Origin of the sequence: Micromonospora sp. NPDC023633 (assembly GCF_040640035.1) — a bacterium.
Lineage (GTDB): Bacteria > Actinomycetota > Actinomycetes > Mycobacteriales > Micromonosporaceae > Micromonospora.
On the sequence record NZ_JBFABB010000052.1, the window covers coordinates 1 to 15,894 of the forward strand.

Consider the following 15,894-nt stretch of genomic DNA (forward strand, 5'->3'; position numbering starts at 1 on the left):
CCGGCGCGGCGGCCACCGGCGCGGCGGCGGGGCAGCCGGCACGGGTCCCCGCCCCGCGCTCGGCGTCGCTGACCGAGTTCGAGGAGCTGGTGACGGGGGCCTGGGTGGAGGCGCTGGGCACCGACGACTTCGACGTCGACGAGGCGTTCTTCGACGTCGGCGGGGAGTCGCTGCGACTGGCGATCGTGCGCCGGCTGCTCCAGGAGCGGCTGACCGGTCGGGCCGTCCCGCTGACCGACCTCTACCGCTTCCCCACCGTCCAGACCCTGGCCCGGCACTTGCACGCCCAGACCGAAGGAGCAGGCGCATCCTCATGAACGGCGACATCGCGATCGTAGGCATGGCGGGCCGGTTCCCCGGCGCCGCCGACGTCTGGGAGTACTGGTCCAACGTGGTCGCCGGGAAGATCACGATCAGCGAGCTGACCCGCGGGGAGCTGCTGGCCGGGGGCGTGCCCGCCGACCAGCTCGACGACCCCGCGTACGTGCCGGCGCGCGGCGTGCTGGCCGACCCGGACCTGTTCGACGCCGCCTTCTTCGGCATCACGCCGCGGGAGGCCGAGACCATGGACCCGCAGCACCGGCTGCTGATGCAGACGGCGTGGGCCACCCTGGAGTCCGCCGGGCTGGCCACCCGGCAACCCTTCGGCCGGGTCGGCGTGTTCGCCGGGGCCGGGTTCAACTACTACGCGCTGCACCACGTGTACGCGCAGCCCGGCCTCGTCGAGACCCAGGGGCTGCTCTCGGTCGTGCTGGGCAACGAGAAGGACCACCTCGCTGCGAAGGTCGCGTACCGGCTGGACCTGGGCGGTCCCGCGGTCACCGTGCAGACCGCCTGCTCGACGTCGCTGGTGGCGGTGCACCTGGCCTGCCAGAGCCTGCGTACCGGCGACTCGGACGTCGCGCTCGCCGGCGGCGCCTGCGTGGCCGTGCCGCAGCAGGCCGGCTACCTCTACGAGACGAAGGGCATCATGTCGCCCGACGGCGCGTGCCGGCCCTTCGACGCCTCGGCCGCCGGCACCGTCCCCGGCAACGGCGTCGCCATGGTGGCGCTCAAACGCGCCGAGGACGCCCGCCGCGACGGGGACACCGTGTACGCCCTCATCAGGGGGTCGGCGGTGAACAACGACGGCGGCATGAAGGTCGGCTACACGGCACCCGGCATCGCCGGGCAGATCGACGTGCTGACCCGCGCGTACGCCGCCGCGGGCGTCGACCCCGCCAGCGTCGGCTACCTCGAGGCGCACGGCACCGCCACCGAGGTCGGCGACGCGATCGAGCTGTCGGCGCTGACCGAGGTGTTCCGCCGGGGCGCGCGGCCGTGCTCGATCGGCTCGGTCAAGGCCAACGTCGGCCACCTCGACGCGGCCGCCGGTGTCACCGGGCTCATCAAGGCCGCGCTGGCCCTGCACTTCCGGCAGATCCCGCCGCTGGCCGGCCTCAAGCAGGCCCGGCCCGAGCTGCTCGACGGGTCGACCCCGTTCACCGTGGACAGCGTGGCCCGCCCGTGGGAGGCCGACGGGCCACGCCGGGCGGCGGTCAGCTCCTTCGGCCTGGGCGGCACCAACGCCCACGTGGTGCTCCAGGAGGCCGACGGCCCGGCCGTGTCCGGTCCCGGGGCGGCCGACGGTCGTACCGAGCTGATCGTGCTGTCCGGGCGCGACCCGGAGGCGGTCCGCGCGGCCGCCGAGCAGTGGAGCGAGCACCTGCGGCAGCGCCCCGACCTGGCCGTCGCCGATGTCGCGCTGACGTCGCAGACGTACCGCAGGCACTTCGCGCACCGGCTCGCGGTCGCCGCGCCGGACGTCCCGGCGGCGCTGGCCCGGCTGCGCAGGGCGCCCGTCCGCGAGGCCGCGCGCCGGCCCAGCGTGCTGTTCCTGTTCCCGGGTCAGGGGGCGGAGTTCCCCGCCATGTCGCGGGGCCTCTACGACCGCTACCCGTCCTTCCGGGCGGAGCTCGACCACGGGGCGGGGCTGCTGGCCCCGCTCCTGGGGCTGGACCTGCGCGACGTGCTGGTCGACGACGACCCGCACGGGATCGTGCACCGCACCGACGTCACCCAGCCCGCGCTGGCGCTGCACGAACTCGCGCTCGGCCGGCTGCTGGTGTCGTGGGGCGTACGCCCGGCGGCGTTGATCGGCCACTCCGTCGGCGAGTTCGCCGCCGCGGCACTGGCCGGCGAGCTGGCCGCCGACGACATGCTCCGCCTCGTCGCGACCCGCGGCAGGCTGATGCAGGACGCGCCCGAGGGCGGCATGCTGGCCGTGCTCGCGCCGCCGTCCGCCCTCGAAGAGCACCTGGCGGGCCTGGACGGCCTCGACATCGCCGCCCGCAACGCCCCCGACTTCACCGTGGTGGCCGGGCCGGTGGCGCAGCTCGCCGCGTTCCGGGAGCGCCTCGACGCGGGCGGGGTGCACTGCCGGGCGTTGCCCGCGCAGCGCGCCTTCCACTCGCGGATGATGGCCGACGCCGCGCGGCTGCTCGGCGCCGAGGCCGACGGCGTCGCCCGGCGATCCCGGACCGTCCCGGTGATCAGCACCGTCGACGGCACCCTGCTGGGCAGGGGGCTGCCGCGCGCCGACGGCTACTGGGGCGCGCAGCTGCGTAGCCCCGTGCGCTACCACGACGCGCTGCTGACCGGGCTGGGCCTGCCCGACCCGGTCCTGGTCGAGGTCGGGCCGGGCACCGCGCTCACCGGCATGGCCCGGCAGGGCGGGCAGCGGGTGCCCGGATTCGCCCTCCAGCCCCGGCCGGCGGGGCGCGCCGACGCCGGCGACGTGCTCGCCGGACTCGGTGGGCTGTGGACCGCCGGGGCGTCCGTGGACTGGGCCGCGGTGCGCGGCGAGAGCGCCGCCCGGCGGGTCGCGCTGCCCACGTACCCGTTCGCCCGCACCCGGCACTGGCTCGACGCCGCGCCGCCGCGACCGGCCGGGGCCGTCGAGGAACCGGCGCCGGAGCCCGCCGGCACCGGCGAGAACGAGGTGGTGAAGGAGATCATGGAGCTGTGGGGCAGGATGCTCGGCTCGGCCGAGATCGGACCGGACGCGAACTTCTTCACCCTCGGCGGTGAGTCGCTGCTGTTCATCCGCATGGTCACCCAGGTGCAGCGCAGGTTCGGGGTGCGCATCCCGGTGGAGACGCTGTCGGCCGACCCCACGCCGCGCACGCTGGCCGGGCTGGTGACGGCATGACGGGCCACGACGACCTGGACCTGGTGGCGGCGGTGGCGGCCGTGCTCTGCCACCGCCTCTCGGGCGCGGCCTCGGTCGCCGTGCGCGGCCCGCGCGGCGACGTCCTGGTGCGCCTGTCCGCAGACAGCACCCTGACGGAGGTACGCGAGCAGACGCGCGGCCGGTGGCGGGACCCCGCCGTCGACGCCACGCCGGACGGGCGAGCGGACGTCGCGCTGGCCACGACGGGTGCCGCCGGGGCGTCGGCGGTGCTGGCCGGGGTGCCGGTCCGGCTCGCCCGCGACCACGGCGATCCCGCGTACCTGCAGGAGCGCCTGGACACCCTGCACGCCTGGCTCGCCGCCCACCCGGACCGGCCGGTGCGGGAGGCCGCGCTGGTCGGCCCGGTGGAGCGCAAGACGCTGCTCGGCTTCAACCCCGCGCCGACCCCCGCGCCGCGCACGCCCGTGCACGAGACGATCTGCCGCCAGGCGGGGCGCACCCCGGACGCCGTCGCGCTGCGCGGCGGCGGCCGGGACCGCAGCTACCGCGAGTTCCTGGACGAGGCGGCGGCGCTGGCCGGGCGGCTGCGCGCCGAGGGCGTGGGCCCCGGGTCGGTCGTCGGCCTGTGCACCGAGCGGAGCCCCGAGATGGTGGTCGCGGTGCTCGGCGTCCTGCTGGCCGGCGGGGCGTACCTGCCGCTGGATCCGTCCCACCCGCGCCCCCGGCTGGACCTCATGCTCCGCGCGGCCGACGCCGTGCTGGTGCTGGCCGACGACGCGGGGCGGGCCGCGCTGCGCTCCGGCGGCGAGCCGTCCGTGCCCGTACGGCCGCTGACGGGCGGCGACCTGCCGGCCGCGCCCGTCGACTGGCGCGGCTACCGGGCCCCGGAGGAGGTGGTCGAAGGGCTGTCGTACGTCATCTTCACCTCCGGCTCCACGGGGGCGCCCAAGGGCGTGCAGATGACGCACCTGTCGCTAACCAACCGGCTGGTGTGGATGCAGGACGCCTACCGCATCGGCCCCGGCGACGTGGTGCTGCAGAAGACGCCGTACACCTTCGACGTGTCGGTGTGGGAGCTGCTGTGGCCGTTCATGGCCGGCGCGACGCTGGTCACCGCCGAGGCGCAGGCCCACCGCGACCCGCAGGAGATGGTCGACGTCGTCGCCCGCGAGTCGGTGACCACGGTGCACTTCGTGCCGTCCATGCTCGCCCTCTTCGTCGAGGAGGCCGGCCTGGGTCGCTGCGCCGGCCTGCGCCGGGTCATCTGCAGCGGGGAGGCGCTGCCGCCGAAGCTGGTCAACAAGCTCACCGGCACGCTGCCGCAGGTCGAGGTGCACAACCTGTACGGGCCCACCGAGGCCGCCATCGACGTCACCGCCTGGCCGTGCCGCCGACCCGAACCGGACGACACCGTCCCCATCGGCCGGCCGATCGCGAACGTCGCCGCGTACGTCCTCGACGAGCGCGGCGAGCTGGCCCCGCTGGGCGTGCCCGGGGAGCTGGTCGTGGGCGGGGACTGCCTGGCCCGGGGGTACGCCGGGCGACCCGACCTGACCGCCGAGCGGTTCGTCGAGGTGGCAGTCGCCGGGTGGCCGCAGCGGGTGTACCGCACCGGCGACCTGGCCTGGTGGTCGCCGGACGGGCACCTGCACTACGGCGGGCGCATCGACACCCAGGTGAAGATCCGCGGGCAGCGGGTCGAGCTGGGCGAGATCGAGTCGGTACTCAACCGGCACCCGCTCGTCGCCAACAGCGTCGTGCTGCTGCGCGACGACCTGGGCGCCGCCGCGACCCTGGTGGCGTACGTGGTGGCCGAACGCGACGCCGATCCGGGCGCCGTGGCCGAACCCGCGCTGCGCGCCTTCCTGGCGCGGCAGCTGCCCGACCACATGGTGCCCCTGCGGTACGTGGTCCTGCCGGAGCTGCCCGCGACCGCGAACGGCAAGGTCGACCGGCGTGCCCTGCCGGCCCCGCCGGCCCGGGTCCGCCGGCGCGCCGCGCCCGATCCGGGCAGCGGGGCATGATCGGCGATCCGTGGCGTTCTGGTGGCCGGAAGCGGCGACGGGCGCGCTGCGCCGGTTGATTCTTCCTGGTAGCGGGCCTGGTGACGCAGGTCGGATGGAAGACTGGGGCTGTCGCCGAGGGGGTCCCGTATGTCTGCTGGTCGTTACCTTGCGGTCGCCGGTCCGCGCGAGCTCCGGGAGGGCGAGGTGTCCGGGGCCGAGCCGGGGCCCGGCCGGGTGACGGTCGACATCGCGTACACGGGGATCTGCGGCACGGACGTGCACGGTTACACCGACGGGCACATGCTGCCGCCGGCGGTCTTCGGGCACGAGTGGACCGGTTCGATCTCGGCGGTGGGCGACGGCGTGGACGGGCTGCGGGTCGGCCAGCGCGTGGTGGGCGGCGTGGGGCCGGTGTGCGGCCGGTGCCGCCAGTGCGTCGCCGGGCACGCCCGCAACTGCGACACCGTGTTCGCCGAGGCCAACGGGGTCGACGCCGACGCGCCGCCGCACGGCGCCTTCGCCACCCGGGTGCAGGTCTCGGCACGGCGGGTGATCCCGGTTCCGGAGAGCCTCTCGGCGGTGGAGGCGGCCCTCGTGGAGCCGGCCACAGTCACCTTCCACGCCGTGCGGCGGGTGGCGGCGGAGTACGGCGCCACCACCCTGGTCCAGGGCGCCGGCCCGATCGGGCTGCTCACCGCCCAGCACGCGCGCAACGCCGGGGCAGGGCCGATGATCATCTCCGAGCCTTCGGCGGCGCGGCGCGCGCTGGCGGGCGGGCTCGGCTTCGCCCACGTGGTCGAGCCCGCCGAGCTGCGGGCCGCGCTGGACGAGCTCACCGCGGGCCTGGGCGCCGACGTCGTGTACGAGTGCAGCGGCGTGCCGGCGCTGTTGCAGCCGTCGGCGGAGCTGGTGCGCCGGGGCGGGACGCTCGCGTTGCTCGGCTATCCCCTGGAGAACTCGAGCGTCAGCTACGGCGACTGGCAGAGCCGCGAGCTGACGGTGATCGGATCACTGGCCTACCACCACGAGGACTTCGTGGGCGCCATGCACGCGATCGCCGCGGGTCGCATCGACGTGGCGGCGCTGCACACGGGCACCTTCGGCCTGTCGTCGCTGAAGGACATCCTCGAGGAACTCGACTCGGGCCGCAGCGAGCACACCAAGGTGCTGATCGACCCGAACCAGGCCTGATTCGGCCGGCGGCGCGGCTGCGACGGGTCAGTGCGGGAACACCCGGGGCGTCCGTCGCTCGACCTCCTCGCGGAACTCGTCGATGCGGGACGCCACCTGTCGCATGCCGACCGTGTGCTCCAGCCGGTCGAGGTAGAGCGAGCGGCGGGCCAGACCGTCGAGGTCGAAGCTGAAGTAGATCGCCATCAGCGGGTTGACGAACAGGGTGCTGCCCCGGGTGCGGCGGGTCATGTGCACGTCCCCGTCTGCGCCGCGAATGGCGGCGGCGATCTGCCCGTGCACGATGCTGGGCCGCAGCGGCGTGGCCGCCTGCCCGTACGCGACCGCGTCCCGGTAGAGCCGCGCCTCCCGGCTGGCGCCCGGGATGGACAGCGCCCCGAGGTACGCGCCGTCGCGGTCGAGGGCGGCGATGTTCTCCAGCACCTGGGTGTGGTTCACCCCGTGGTAGGCGTCGATGCCGAACCCGAGGCACACCACCAGCTTCACCGGCACGTCCAGACCGGCGACCGCGGCGAGGCTGGTCATGTCCTCGACGGGGGTGCCGAGGCCAGCCTCGTCGCCGCGCATGAGGATGTCGGTGCCCCCGTCGACCAGCACCACCGCGTCAACGCCGAACTGGTCGACCAGATGCCGGTAGGCGTCGCGCAGCGGCTCCACGCCCACCCGCGGGAAGGCGTACACGGTGCACGGCTGGCCGTTGGCGGCGAGCCAGCGGGCCAGCGCCCGCTCCGGGAAGTAGTCGTCCGGACCGGCGGTGTCGGGGGTGACGGCGGCGACGTCCTGCGCCGCCCAGGCGTCCAGGTCGAGCGTTTCGAGCGGCGTGAAGGAGAGGTTGGCCAGGTGCACGGTCCGACCGGCGTCGCGTAACGCGACGGCCAGCGGAATCGCGGCGTACACGTCGAAGCCGCCACCCGCCCCGGCGATCAGCACGGTGCGGGCCGGCTCCAGCGCGGCGAACAGCGGCGGTACGGCCAGCGACGGCATCGGGCCCCTCCTCGGGATGACGGCCGCAGGGGTTGCGGGACAGGTGGGCGGGACCGGCGTGCGCCGGGTGTGGCCGGTCAGAACAGCGTCGACGGCCCGACCGGCTCCGGTTCCGGCAGCGGCTCGACCCCGGGCAGGCGCGCCCGCACCTCGTCGTGGAAGCGGCGGGCGAGCTCGGGCGCGTCGGCGTTGTCCGGGGTGTGCACGAACACGGTCGGCGAGCGGCCCTCGCACAGCCAGCCGGTCACCACGTCGAGCCACGGCTGCCAGCCCTCGACGGTGCGTGCGGGGTCGTCCCGGCCGAGGTAGCGGACGATCGGCCGGTCGGTGAGCGCGCGGGTGCGCAGCGGGGTGCGCGGCTTCCTGGTCCACGCCTCCCGCTCCGCGTCGCTGGTCGGCGGGGTGCGGAAGAACGCGGTCGTGTCGAAGGGCACCCATTCCGCGCCGACCGTGCCGAGCGCCTCCTCCAACGTCCCCGCCGCCCGGGGGTCGTCGAAGAACGCGGGGTGGCGGACCTCCACGGCGTACCGGTGGGCGGTGGGCAGCCCGCGCAGGAAACGGGCCAGCGCGGGTACGTCGGCGGGGCCGAACGAGCCCGGCAGCTGGATCCAGAGGGCGTGGGCCCGTGGGCCGAGGGGTTCGACGGCGTCCAGGAAGGCCCGGAGTTCCTCGTCGGCGCCGGTGAGCCGGCGTTCGTGCGTGACGACCTTCGGCAGCTTGGGCACGAACCGGAAGTCGGGGTCGGTCTGCCGCGCCCACGACGCGACCGTCTCGCGGCCGGGGGTCGCGTAGAAGGTGGTGTTCCCCTCGACCGCGGTGCACCAGCCGGCGTACGCGCGCAGCCGCTCGTGGGCCGGCAGCGGGTGCGCCAGGAAGCGCCCCTGCCAGGACTTGTGCGTCCACATGGCGCACCCCACGTGCAGGCGCATCAGATCCCCCACCGCTCGGCATCCCTGCGCGGGGTGACCCGCGCCGCGGGTACGATATCCGGCGCGCGCCGGCGCGGGCGAGTTGGCGGAAAGAGTAGGGCCCTGCCCTTGCGGGTGCGGTCCTGCCTCATCTGGCACCTGTCGTGATTGAGCGAGTGGACCGGCTGTCGGCTGGCCTGCGGATATGGGCGCGAGCGCGAGCCCGCCGTGCGACATGCACCGGTTGTGGGCGCCGGGCCCGGCGGGTTCACAGCCGCTACGAACGTCGACTCAGCGATGCCGCGGTGGCTGGCCAGCCGGTGGAGATCCGGTTACGGGTCTGCCGGTTCTTCTGCGACACGGTGCGCTGCCCGGTCCGCACGTTCGCCGAGCAGGTCCGCAGGTTGACCTGCAGATATGGACGGCGTAGTCCGCTGCCGGTCCGGCCGCTCACCGCAGTGGGCGTGGATGACTTCGCCCTGCGCCGAGGCCACTGCTACGCGACGGTGCTGGTCGACGTCGACACCCGCCGGCCGGTCGACCTGCTACCCGACCCTGAGGCGGCCACCCTCGCCACCTGGCTGGGGCAGCATCCGGCCGTGCAGGTCATCTGTCGAGATCGCGCCAACGCCTACGCCGAAGGCGCCCGCACCGGTGCGCCCCAAGAGATTCAGGTGGCCGACCGGTGGCATCTCTGGCACAACCTCGCCGAACACGTCGAGAAGACCGTCGCCCACCGCTGCCTCACCATCGCGCCGCCGCAGCCCGCACCGACGGCCACGGCGAACCTGACCCAGGTTGCCGTCGATGCCACTGCCCAACGGGCAGAGCAGAAACTGCCGCGGCTGGCGTGCTCGACGAGCGTCAGAGTAGCACCGGGTACCGGCACGTCAACCCGCCGTGATCCCGCAGCCCAGGGCGGACCGGCCCGCTGCCGACCGGTGTGGGAGGACTTTCCGTACGTCTATCAAGGCGGCCCGCAACGGGCCGCACGCGCCGCCGCCAGGGCGCGTGACCTGCACTCCGCTGTCGCTCCGCTCCGGCCACCAACACGCCCGGCGGCTGGCGCGGAGAGCGGAAGGCCCGGAGGGCCGCCACAGTACGACAGACCGTTGACCCGGTGAGGTGGCGGAGCGGCAGCCGGCCGGGCCGCGCGGCCAGGAGCCCGCGGGGCGTAGGCGAGCGCACGCCGGCCGCGTCGGCGAGCTGGTGGCGGTCGCGGGGTTGCGGCTACTGCGCCTCCGGCGAAGGCACTCCGGCTCCAGGATGGCCGGGGCTCCGTCGGCGGGTCACGGTCCGTGGTGGTTGCGGAAGGCCATCCCGCCCGCCATCGACCCGGGCAAGCCGAGCAGACCACCGCCCCGGCCCGCCAGCGTCCGTACGAGCCGTCGCGGTCTGCGCGTTGCGGCGGGCCGGAGCGGCGGCCCGCTCCCCATAAGGGCGGGTCGACGGCAGCCAGTGATGGCAGGCAGTCAAGTATCGTGAGGGCCTCTTTGGCCCGAGAAGGTGGTCAATCACATAGAGGACTGTCCGGTTCTCGTTCACCCGGTCGGGAAGTTGCCGGGCTGCCGATTGTGGGATGCACAGAACGGAGACGAGTCGGAGCGCATTTGCCTTCCGCTCACGATCTTGGAGGTACCTTGAAGCTTTTGCTTACGTCCGGCGGTGTAACGAACCCAAGCATCCGGTCGGCGCTCCTGCAGCTTCTCGGTAAGCCGGTCTCCGAGTGCCGCGCCCTTTGCGTCCCGACAGCACAGTGGGGTCACCCGATGTGCGGACCGGCATCGGTGCGGGGCTTCGTGGCCGCCGACCCTGCGCCCGATTGGCAGTACCTGTCCGGCCTGGGCTGGGCTTCGCTCGGTGTCCTCGAGCTCACGGCGCTGCCCAGCATCGGCGCAGAGCGATGGGTTCCCTGGGTCCGGGAGACCGATGTGCTGCTGGTCGACGGTGGCGACGTGACATACCTGTGTCACTGGATGCGAGAGTCCGGGCTGGCCGATCTGCTGCCGTCGTTGCCCGACACTGTCTGGGTGGGGGTGAGCGCGGGAAGCATGGTGATGACGCCCCGGATCGGGTCGTACTTCGTCGAATGGCCGTCGGCGCCGGACGACCGAGCTTTGGGAGTCGTCGACTTCTCGATCTTCCCGCACCTGAACCTCTTCCCCACGAACACCCTGGCCGACGCCGAGCGGTGGGCGGCCGGCATCGGCGTCCCGGCCTACGCCATCGACGAACAGACGGCCATCAAGGTCGTCGACGGCTCCGTCGCAGTGGTTTCTGAAGGGCAGTGGACGAAGTTCGGGTGATTGTCAACTCGGCGGCCATCCGGATCTGCCGCGAGTCCCGCACCACCCCTCTTGACGCTTGCCGGTGCTGCTACTTCCTGGATGGGCGGGGATGGCAAGCTGCCATGGTGTTTGCGGAGCCGCGCGGCGACTACTCCTGGCTGTTTGAACTGGTGGCGATCGATCCGGTCATGCGTCACCATGCGCTTGCTCGTCATCAGGCACTGCTCGCTGCGGCGAGCGACGCATTGCACCGGTCGAACGGCCTGTGGGCAGCGCATTACCGGTCGAGGTCAGTCAGACGCGGCTCGCCGCGGGGTTAGACCAAGCGCGCGCTGACTTCCGGTGGCATCAGGAGCAGACAATCTACGGACCTCTCCATGCCTTCCGGGACGCTTCGGACGACGATCGCGCCGGCCACGCACGGTGGGCGCCGATCGTCGCCCTCTACCTGCGGTGGGAATCCCGCCACCGCCCCCGCGACCCACCAGGATCCGGCAGCAAACGGAGCGGTCACCGCCCATGCCTCATCGGTCAACTCACCACGACGCACCACGACATCGTCAACGGTCAACCACTACAAGATCGGCAGGACACGCCCTCGTCGGTCGCTGTTGCAGGTTCCTCAAACCTGCATCCGGTCGGCCAGGCCCGACTCGCGCAGGCGACGGCGCTGCCCGTCGGCCACGATGACCTCCACGACGATCAGGATGAAGGAGACAGCCGCCAGCAGGCCCAGCGCGCCGACGGCCGATATCCGCCGTGCGACAGGGACGAGCGCGGCCAGCACCAGAACGGCGGCCACCCGGGTCCAGATAATTGTCCTGATCGTGTGGGCCATCCGCAGCTGGTAGGCGACGTTGGCCAGGAGGAAGAGGGCTATCCCCCCGTAGAGGCCGAAGAGACCGATGGCGGAGAGCCGTTCGTCGGGATGATGTCCTTCGATGCGGCCGACGTGCTTGACCAGCTCGCGTATCCCCAGGGCCGGCAGGAGGATGCCGGCGACCATGGGCAGGTGCAGGTAGCTGTAGGCGTCCCGGGCGAGGGCGAATCTGGTCTTCGGGTCGGCCCGCACGAGGACCTGCTCACCGATGAGCGCCACCACGTCGAAGTAGGTCCAGAGCAGCGCCCCGACGACGGTCATGGCCAGCATGACGGCGAACAGGAGCTGCCAACTGATCGACACGTTGGAGCTTGACGTTCCGATCGAGATGATGTTCTCGCCCACGGCCACGATCAGGATCAACCCGTACCGCTCGCACCAGTGCCGGGCGGAGAAGATGCCGATCTCCCAGACGGGCAACGTGAAGCTACCCACGTAATCCACGAGCACGGCCAGTAGCCAGAGGAGGGTCACGGCGATGGCGACCTGTCGCTGGTCGCCGAGGAGTCGGTGCGGCACGAGCGCGGCGCAGACGAGCAGGGCGGTGCTGGCCACCATCGGCACTGCGGGCACCAGGATGTGCCGGGCCAGGTGCCGGGCCGAAACGGCGTACGCATACAGCGCCAGGTGCAACGACCGCACCAGGAAATAGCAGGTGGGGAAGACGAGCGGGCCGTACAACCCGCCGGGCCGGTCGGTGAACGCGACAAGGGTCGACAGCGCCATCACGAAAGTAATCCCGGTGACCACGAACAACCCGAACCGCATCACCCCGAAACTGGCCTGCAGGTTGTTGCTCAGCCACGCGAAGGCGCCCCAGGACCACCAGAGCAGGGCCAGCACGAGCATTCCGCGAAGCACGCCCTGAGGGGTGTAGTCGCTCAGGATCAGCGCGACGAGCTGGACGAAGGCGAACACGAAGACCAGGTCGAAAAAGAGCTCCTCGGTGGCCGTGCGGGTGCCTTCGCGTACCTGCCGCCTGCCGAGCAGGCTGACGACGGCGTCGCGCAGGTGCGCGCGTACCGCCTTGCGCCCTGCGGCCTTCTCCCTGTCACCTCCGGCCGCCGGTCGTTCCTCCGTCACCGCGCCAGTCTGACAGTACGCCCGGCTCGGAATGGCCTGTTTCATACCGGTTGGCCGGATTCTATGCGGGCTGGCCGGGCGGCGCCGACGAAACGGTGGCTGGCGCTGCGGTGACGCCGACCGACCCAGGCGCGGGGTGCGGCCGCGGGTGTCGTAGCCGCGGGCTTCTACTGCAGCATCCCCCGCAATCAGATCAACTTCATCACTGTTGATCTACAGAGAAATCCGATTGCCGTTGACAATTGCGCGACTCGGTGCCGACCGCAACGGGCGTCCCGAGCGGCAGGTCCGCCACGCCATCGAGACCGCACGAGCGCTGGCGCGGTGGAACCGCATCGACGACGCCCTCGGCGCGCTCTTGGACGCGGAAGTGATCGGCCCGGACCAGGTGCGCTACCACCGGCTCTCCCGCGATCTCGTCCGGGACATTCTCACCCGCCCCCGGCCGCCCCGGGTGGCCGTCGAACTCAGCGAACGGATGGGCGTCCGGTCGGGAGGACCCCGCTGGTAGCCGTGGTCAGATCAGCCGGCTCGTGTAGCCGGCTGCAACCAGGCGCTCGAAGGCAGCCCGTACCTCGTCCGACATCTCCTGCGGGATCGCGAACCCGCGCTCCGCGTATACCTCGATCCGCTGCGTGTCCCCGACCAACATGTCCACCACCCGCCGCAGGTCACCGATGCTGCACACGTAGTCGTCCAGTTCCAGAGGATTCGACGCGCACACCACGTCGACCTCCGGCCACATCAGCTTGCATGTGGCGTACGCCCGGCGCTGCTGGTACGGCCGCGACATGATCAGCACCGACCGGACCGTGATCTGCCGCTCGGCGAGGAGTGCGCGCGAGTACTCCAGGTTCTCGGCGGTGTTCGTCGCGCTCGGCTCCACGAGGATCGACTCCGCCGGCACTCCCTGCTCAACCGCGTACTCGCGGTAGTGCACCGCTTCGCCGCGAGGGAACCGCTCCACCGTCGTCGGCGCGTTCGCGCCGGTGAACACGATCCACGGGAACAGGCCCTCGTGGAACAGACGCGTGGCGATCACCGCGACGCCGAGGTCATGGCTGCCCAGCCCGATTCCCACGTCGCACGGGCGCAACTCGTGGTGCATGTCGTGGTAGCGCCATAGCGTCTCCACGTCGGCCCGAATGTCGTCAGGGATCGACTCGGTCGACGCCGCTGCATGCAGGTTCATCAACCCCTACCAGGCCGGGTGGTCACCGGGTTCCCTCGTCGGACCTTCCCAGGGCCGCCAGGCCCGCCCTCGCCACCTCTAGCGGGACGACGGCGGCCACCGGTTCGTCCCGCTCACTGAGGTAGACGACCTGACCCTCCCGCACACTCCGCAGCAATTCCGGCAGCACCGCCGACGCCGAAAGGTCGTCAGGTGTGGCGTAGGCCCGGTCCGCGCTGGGTTCCCTCATGTCGCCAGGGTAGGGGTAACAAGGCAGTAGGGCGAAGCCGACTCCACGCAGACGCTGGTCGTGCCTCTTCCCACCGGACATATTTGAACGATGATCAGCGCCGATCCAACCGGGACCATGTTCGGGTAGGCCGTCATGGCACCAGGTCTACCGGTAGCCCAAACGGTCCAACGGCTCCCGAGCACCCACCGAGCGACCACCCACCGCCCACGTACGCGAAAAAGGCCCCGACCCAGTGTGAGCCACCAGGTCAGGGCCTTTATTGCTGGTGCGCCGCCAGGGACTCGAACCCCGAACCCGCGGATTAAGAGTTCGCGCACGGGCGCCGGCCGTACCCGTGCGGGTACGGCCGGCGTCCACCGGTCCACCGGTCCGGTCAGTCGTGGCCCTGGTCGTGCGGCACGGTGACGGTCACGGTGCAGCCGACCGGGCGGCCGATCTCGTCGTGGCCCGCGTACGTCAGGGTGTAGACCCTGTCCCCACCGGCGCCGTCGCGTTCCGCCCGCAGCCGGCCGCTGGTGTCGGGCGTGCCGACGGTGAAGTCGCTGACGTCCGCGGCGTCGCCGCCGGACACCGCCGTCAGGTTGAGCGCGTTCGGGCCGAGGACCCCGTCGCGCAGGTCCGCCGTCACGGTGACGTCGACCAGCTGGTGGTTCGGCGGCCACAGCACCGGCCGGTCCACCACGCAGTCCACCTCGCGGGTGGGCACCGGCTGGTCCAGGGTGGCGACGGCATGGCCGATCGTCGCGGTGAGCCGCCCACCGGCCTCGTAGTACATGTGCGCGGTGCGGCCGTCGAAGTAGAACGTCGGCGCGGCCGAGCGTCCCAGGTCCGGCGCGGCGACCATCGAGTCGTGCACGACGCCGAGGTGGACCTCCTTGTCGAAGTCGTCGCCGACGTCCACGGCGTGCATGTTGCCGTCGGCCGCGTGGAAGATCACCAGGTTGCGGCCGTTCCAGCGCAGGAAGAACGGGCCGGAGGCGTTCGGGCCCTGGATGCCCCGCGGGGTCACGATCGGGTCGGGCTGGATCGTCCAGGTCCGCGCGTCCGGGGAGACCGCCCAGCGGATCCGCCGGGACACCGGCCCGGTCGGCCCGGGCGGCGCGGCGGTCGGATTGTCCATGAAGAGCATCAGGTACCGGCTGCCCAGCCGCGGCACGGCGTGCTCGAAGACCCGGGCGTAGGAGGTCTCCCCGCCGGTGCTGGCGTCGCGGCTGACCGCCGTCCCGCCGTAGTCGAAGTGGATGCCGTCCTCGGAGGTGGCGTACCGGGTGATCGAGTTCTCGCCGTGGAAGTAGAGGAACAGCTTGCGCTCCCCCTCGACCCAGATCGCGTGCGGGGAGGAGATGTGGCTGACCGTGGAGTAGTGGGGCAGCCAGGTGTTGCCGATCAGCGGATTGGCCCGGTACTCGGTCCACGGGCCGTCGATCGAGTCCGCGTACGCCAGGGCGATCCCGCCGGGCCGCTCGTGGGGGGCGTAGTACAGGTAGTAGGTGCCCAGCGGGTTGGGGAAGTAGTCGGCGGCCCGGATGACGCTCGGGAAGATGAACTCGTTGGTCGGGTTGTAGGTCAGGGCGCTCTTGTCGAACGCGGTGCCCGCGTAGGTGAAGCGCGGGAAGTCCAGGGCCGGGTCGGCGCCGGCCGGAGCGCCGCCGGCCACGGTGGCGACCAGCATGCCCGCGCTGGCCGCCGCCACGGCGGCGCGGACGGGCACTCGGACGGGTGCTTTCGTCATCGCTGTTCCTGCTCTGTCGGGGGTGGGGGCCACCCGGCCGCCCGGACGGGCTGCCGGCGCGCGGGGCCGTCGGCGGAAGGTTCAGGGGTGGGACGGGTTCCGCCGGTGACGACTGTGGACGTCGCGCGTCACGCCGCAGGGCGGCGCGAAGTCACGCTGTGTGAGACGGCCGGCCACCGTGAGGGCGGGCGGGCCGTCCGGGTCGATTGCTAATACGTATTACCAT

The 15,894-nt window shown here is 72.5% G+C and carries 12 protein-coding genes and 1 pseudogene; 7 read left to right on the forward strand and 6 right to left on the reverse strand.

Going from position 1 to position 15,894, the window contains the following annotated elements; genetic code table 11:
- The 4 genes from AB0G13_RS17865 to AB0G13_RS17880 form a co-directional block, all read left to right on the forward strand.
- Positions 1–317: acyl carrier protein (locus tag AB0G13_RS17865; RefSeq protein WP_357875426.1), on the forward strand; the 317-nt coding region annotated here is incomplete at its 5' end.
- The gene (locus AB0G13_RS17870; protein WP_357875428.1) at positions 314–3,190 is read left to right on the forward strand and encodes a beta-ketoacyl synthase N-terminal-like domain-containing protein; all 2,877 of its coding nucleotides are present in this window, start codon (positions 314–316) and stop codon (positions 3,188–3,190) included. The genes AB0G13_RS17865 and AB0G13_RS17870, both read left to right, overlap by 4 nt.
- Positions 3,187–5,196 (forward strand): amino acid adenylation domain-containing protein, encoded by a 2,010-nt coding sequence (locus tag AB0G13_RS17875; RefSeq protein ID WP_357875430.1) that lies wholly within the window; start codon positions 3,187–3,189, stop codon positions 5,194–5,196. The genes AB0G13_RS17870 and AB0G13_RS17875 overlap by 4 nt, the downstream gene beginning before the upstream one ends.
- 129 nt (positions 5,197–5,325) lie before the next feature.
- Complete coding sequence (locus AB0G13_RS17880; RefSeq protein ID WP_357875432.1) at positions 5,326–6,369, forward strand: zinc-binding dehydrogenase; 1,044 nt, start codon at positions 5,326–5,328, stop codon at positions 6,367–6,369.
- Between the two features lie 27 nt (positions 6,370–6,396).
- Here AB0G13_RS17880 and AB0G13_RS17885 read toward each other — a convergent pair whose 3' ends face one another.
- Entirely contained in the window at positions 6,397–7,353 is a 957-nt protein-coding gene (locus AB0G13_RS17885) for a DUF1152 domain-containing protein (RefSeq protein ID WP_357875434.1), read from the reverse strand.
- 77 nt (positions 7,354–7,430) lie between these two features.
- Positions 7,431–8,258, reverse strand: coding sequence for a DUF72 domain-containing protein (locus AB0G13_RS17890; protein ID WP_357875497.1), 828 nt, complete (start codon positions 8,256–8,258; stop codon positions 7,431–7,433).
- A 179-nt stretch (positions 8,259–8,437) separates the two neighbouring features.
- Between AB0G13_RS17890 and AB0G13_RS17895 the strand changes: the two genes are divergently transcribed.
- Together AB0G13_RS17895 and AB0G13_RS17900 are read left to right on the forward strand one after the other, a co-directional pair.
- Entirely contained in the window at positions 8,438–9,385 is a 948-nt protein-coding gene (locus tag AB0G13_RS17895; RefSeq protein ID WP_357875436.1) for a transposase, read from the forward strand.
- 516 nt (positions 9,386–9,901) lie between these two features.
- Positions 9,902–10,567, forward strand: coding sequence for a Type 1 glutamine amidotransferase-like domain-containing protein (locus tag AB0G13_RS17900; protein ID WP_357875438.1), 666 nt, complete (start codon positions 9,902–9,904; stop codon positions 10,565–10,567).
- Positions 10,568–11,171: 604 nt separating this feature from the next.
- On the opposite strand, the gene AB0G13_RS17905 is transcribed toward AB0G13_RS17900, so the two are convergent.
- Entirely contained in the window at positions 11,172–12,512 is a 1,341-nt protein-coding gene (locus tag AB0G13_RS17905; RefSeq protein ID WP_357875440.1) for a low temperature requirement protein A, read from the reverse strand.
- Positions 12,513–12,789: 277 nt separating this feature from the next.
- Between AB0G13_RS17905 and AB0G13_RS17910 the strand changes: the two are divergent.
- A pseudogene (locus AB0G13_RS17910) lies at positions 12,790–13,023 on the forward strand (XRE family transcriptional regulator); the annotation flags it as partial.
- A 6-nt stretch (positions 13,024–13,029) separates the two neighbouring features.
- On the opposite strand, the gene AB0G13_RS17915 reads toward AB0G13_RS17910, so the two are convergent.
- The 3 genes from AB0G13_RS17915 to AB0G13_RS17925 all read right to left on the reverse strand — a co-directional run bounded on the left by AB0G13_RS17915 (position 13,030) and on the right by AB0G13_RS17925 (position 15,668).
- Positions 13,030–13,704: a YdcF family protein gene (locus AB0G13_RS17915; protein ID WP_357875442.1), complete on the reverse strand. Its 675-nt coding sequence runs from the start codon at positions 13,702–13,704 to the stop codon at positions 13,030–13,032.
- A 22-nt stretch (positions 13,705–13,726) separates the two neighbouring features.
- Positions 13,727–13,933, reverse strand: coding sequence for a hypothetical protein (locus AB0G13_RS17920; RefSeq protein ID WP_357875444.1), 207 nt, complete (start codon positions 13,931–13,933; stop codon positions 13,727–13,729).
- A 376-nt stretch (positions 13,934–14,309) separates the two neighbouring features.
- Positions 14,310–15,668 carry a hypothetical protein gene (locus AB0G13_RS17925; RefSeq protein WP_357875446.1) on the reverse strand — a complete coding sequence of 453 codons (1,359 nt, stop codon included), beginning with the start codon at positions 15,666–15,668 and terminating at the stop codon, positions 14,310–14,312.
- Positions 15,669–15,894 lie beyond the last annotated feature (226 nt).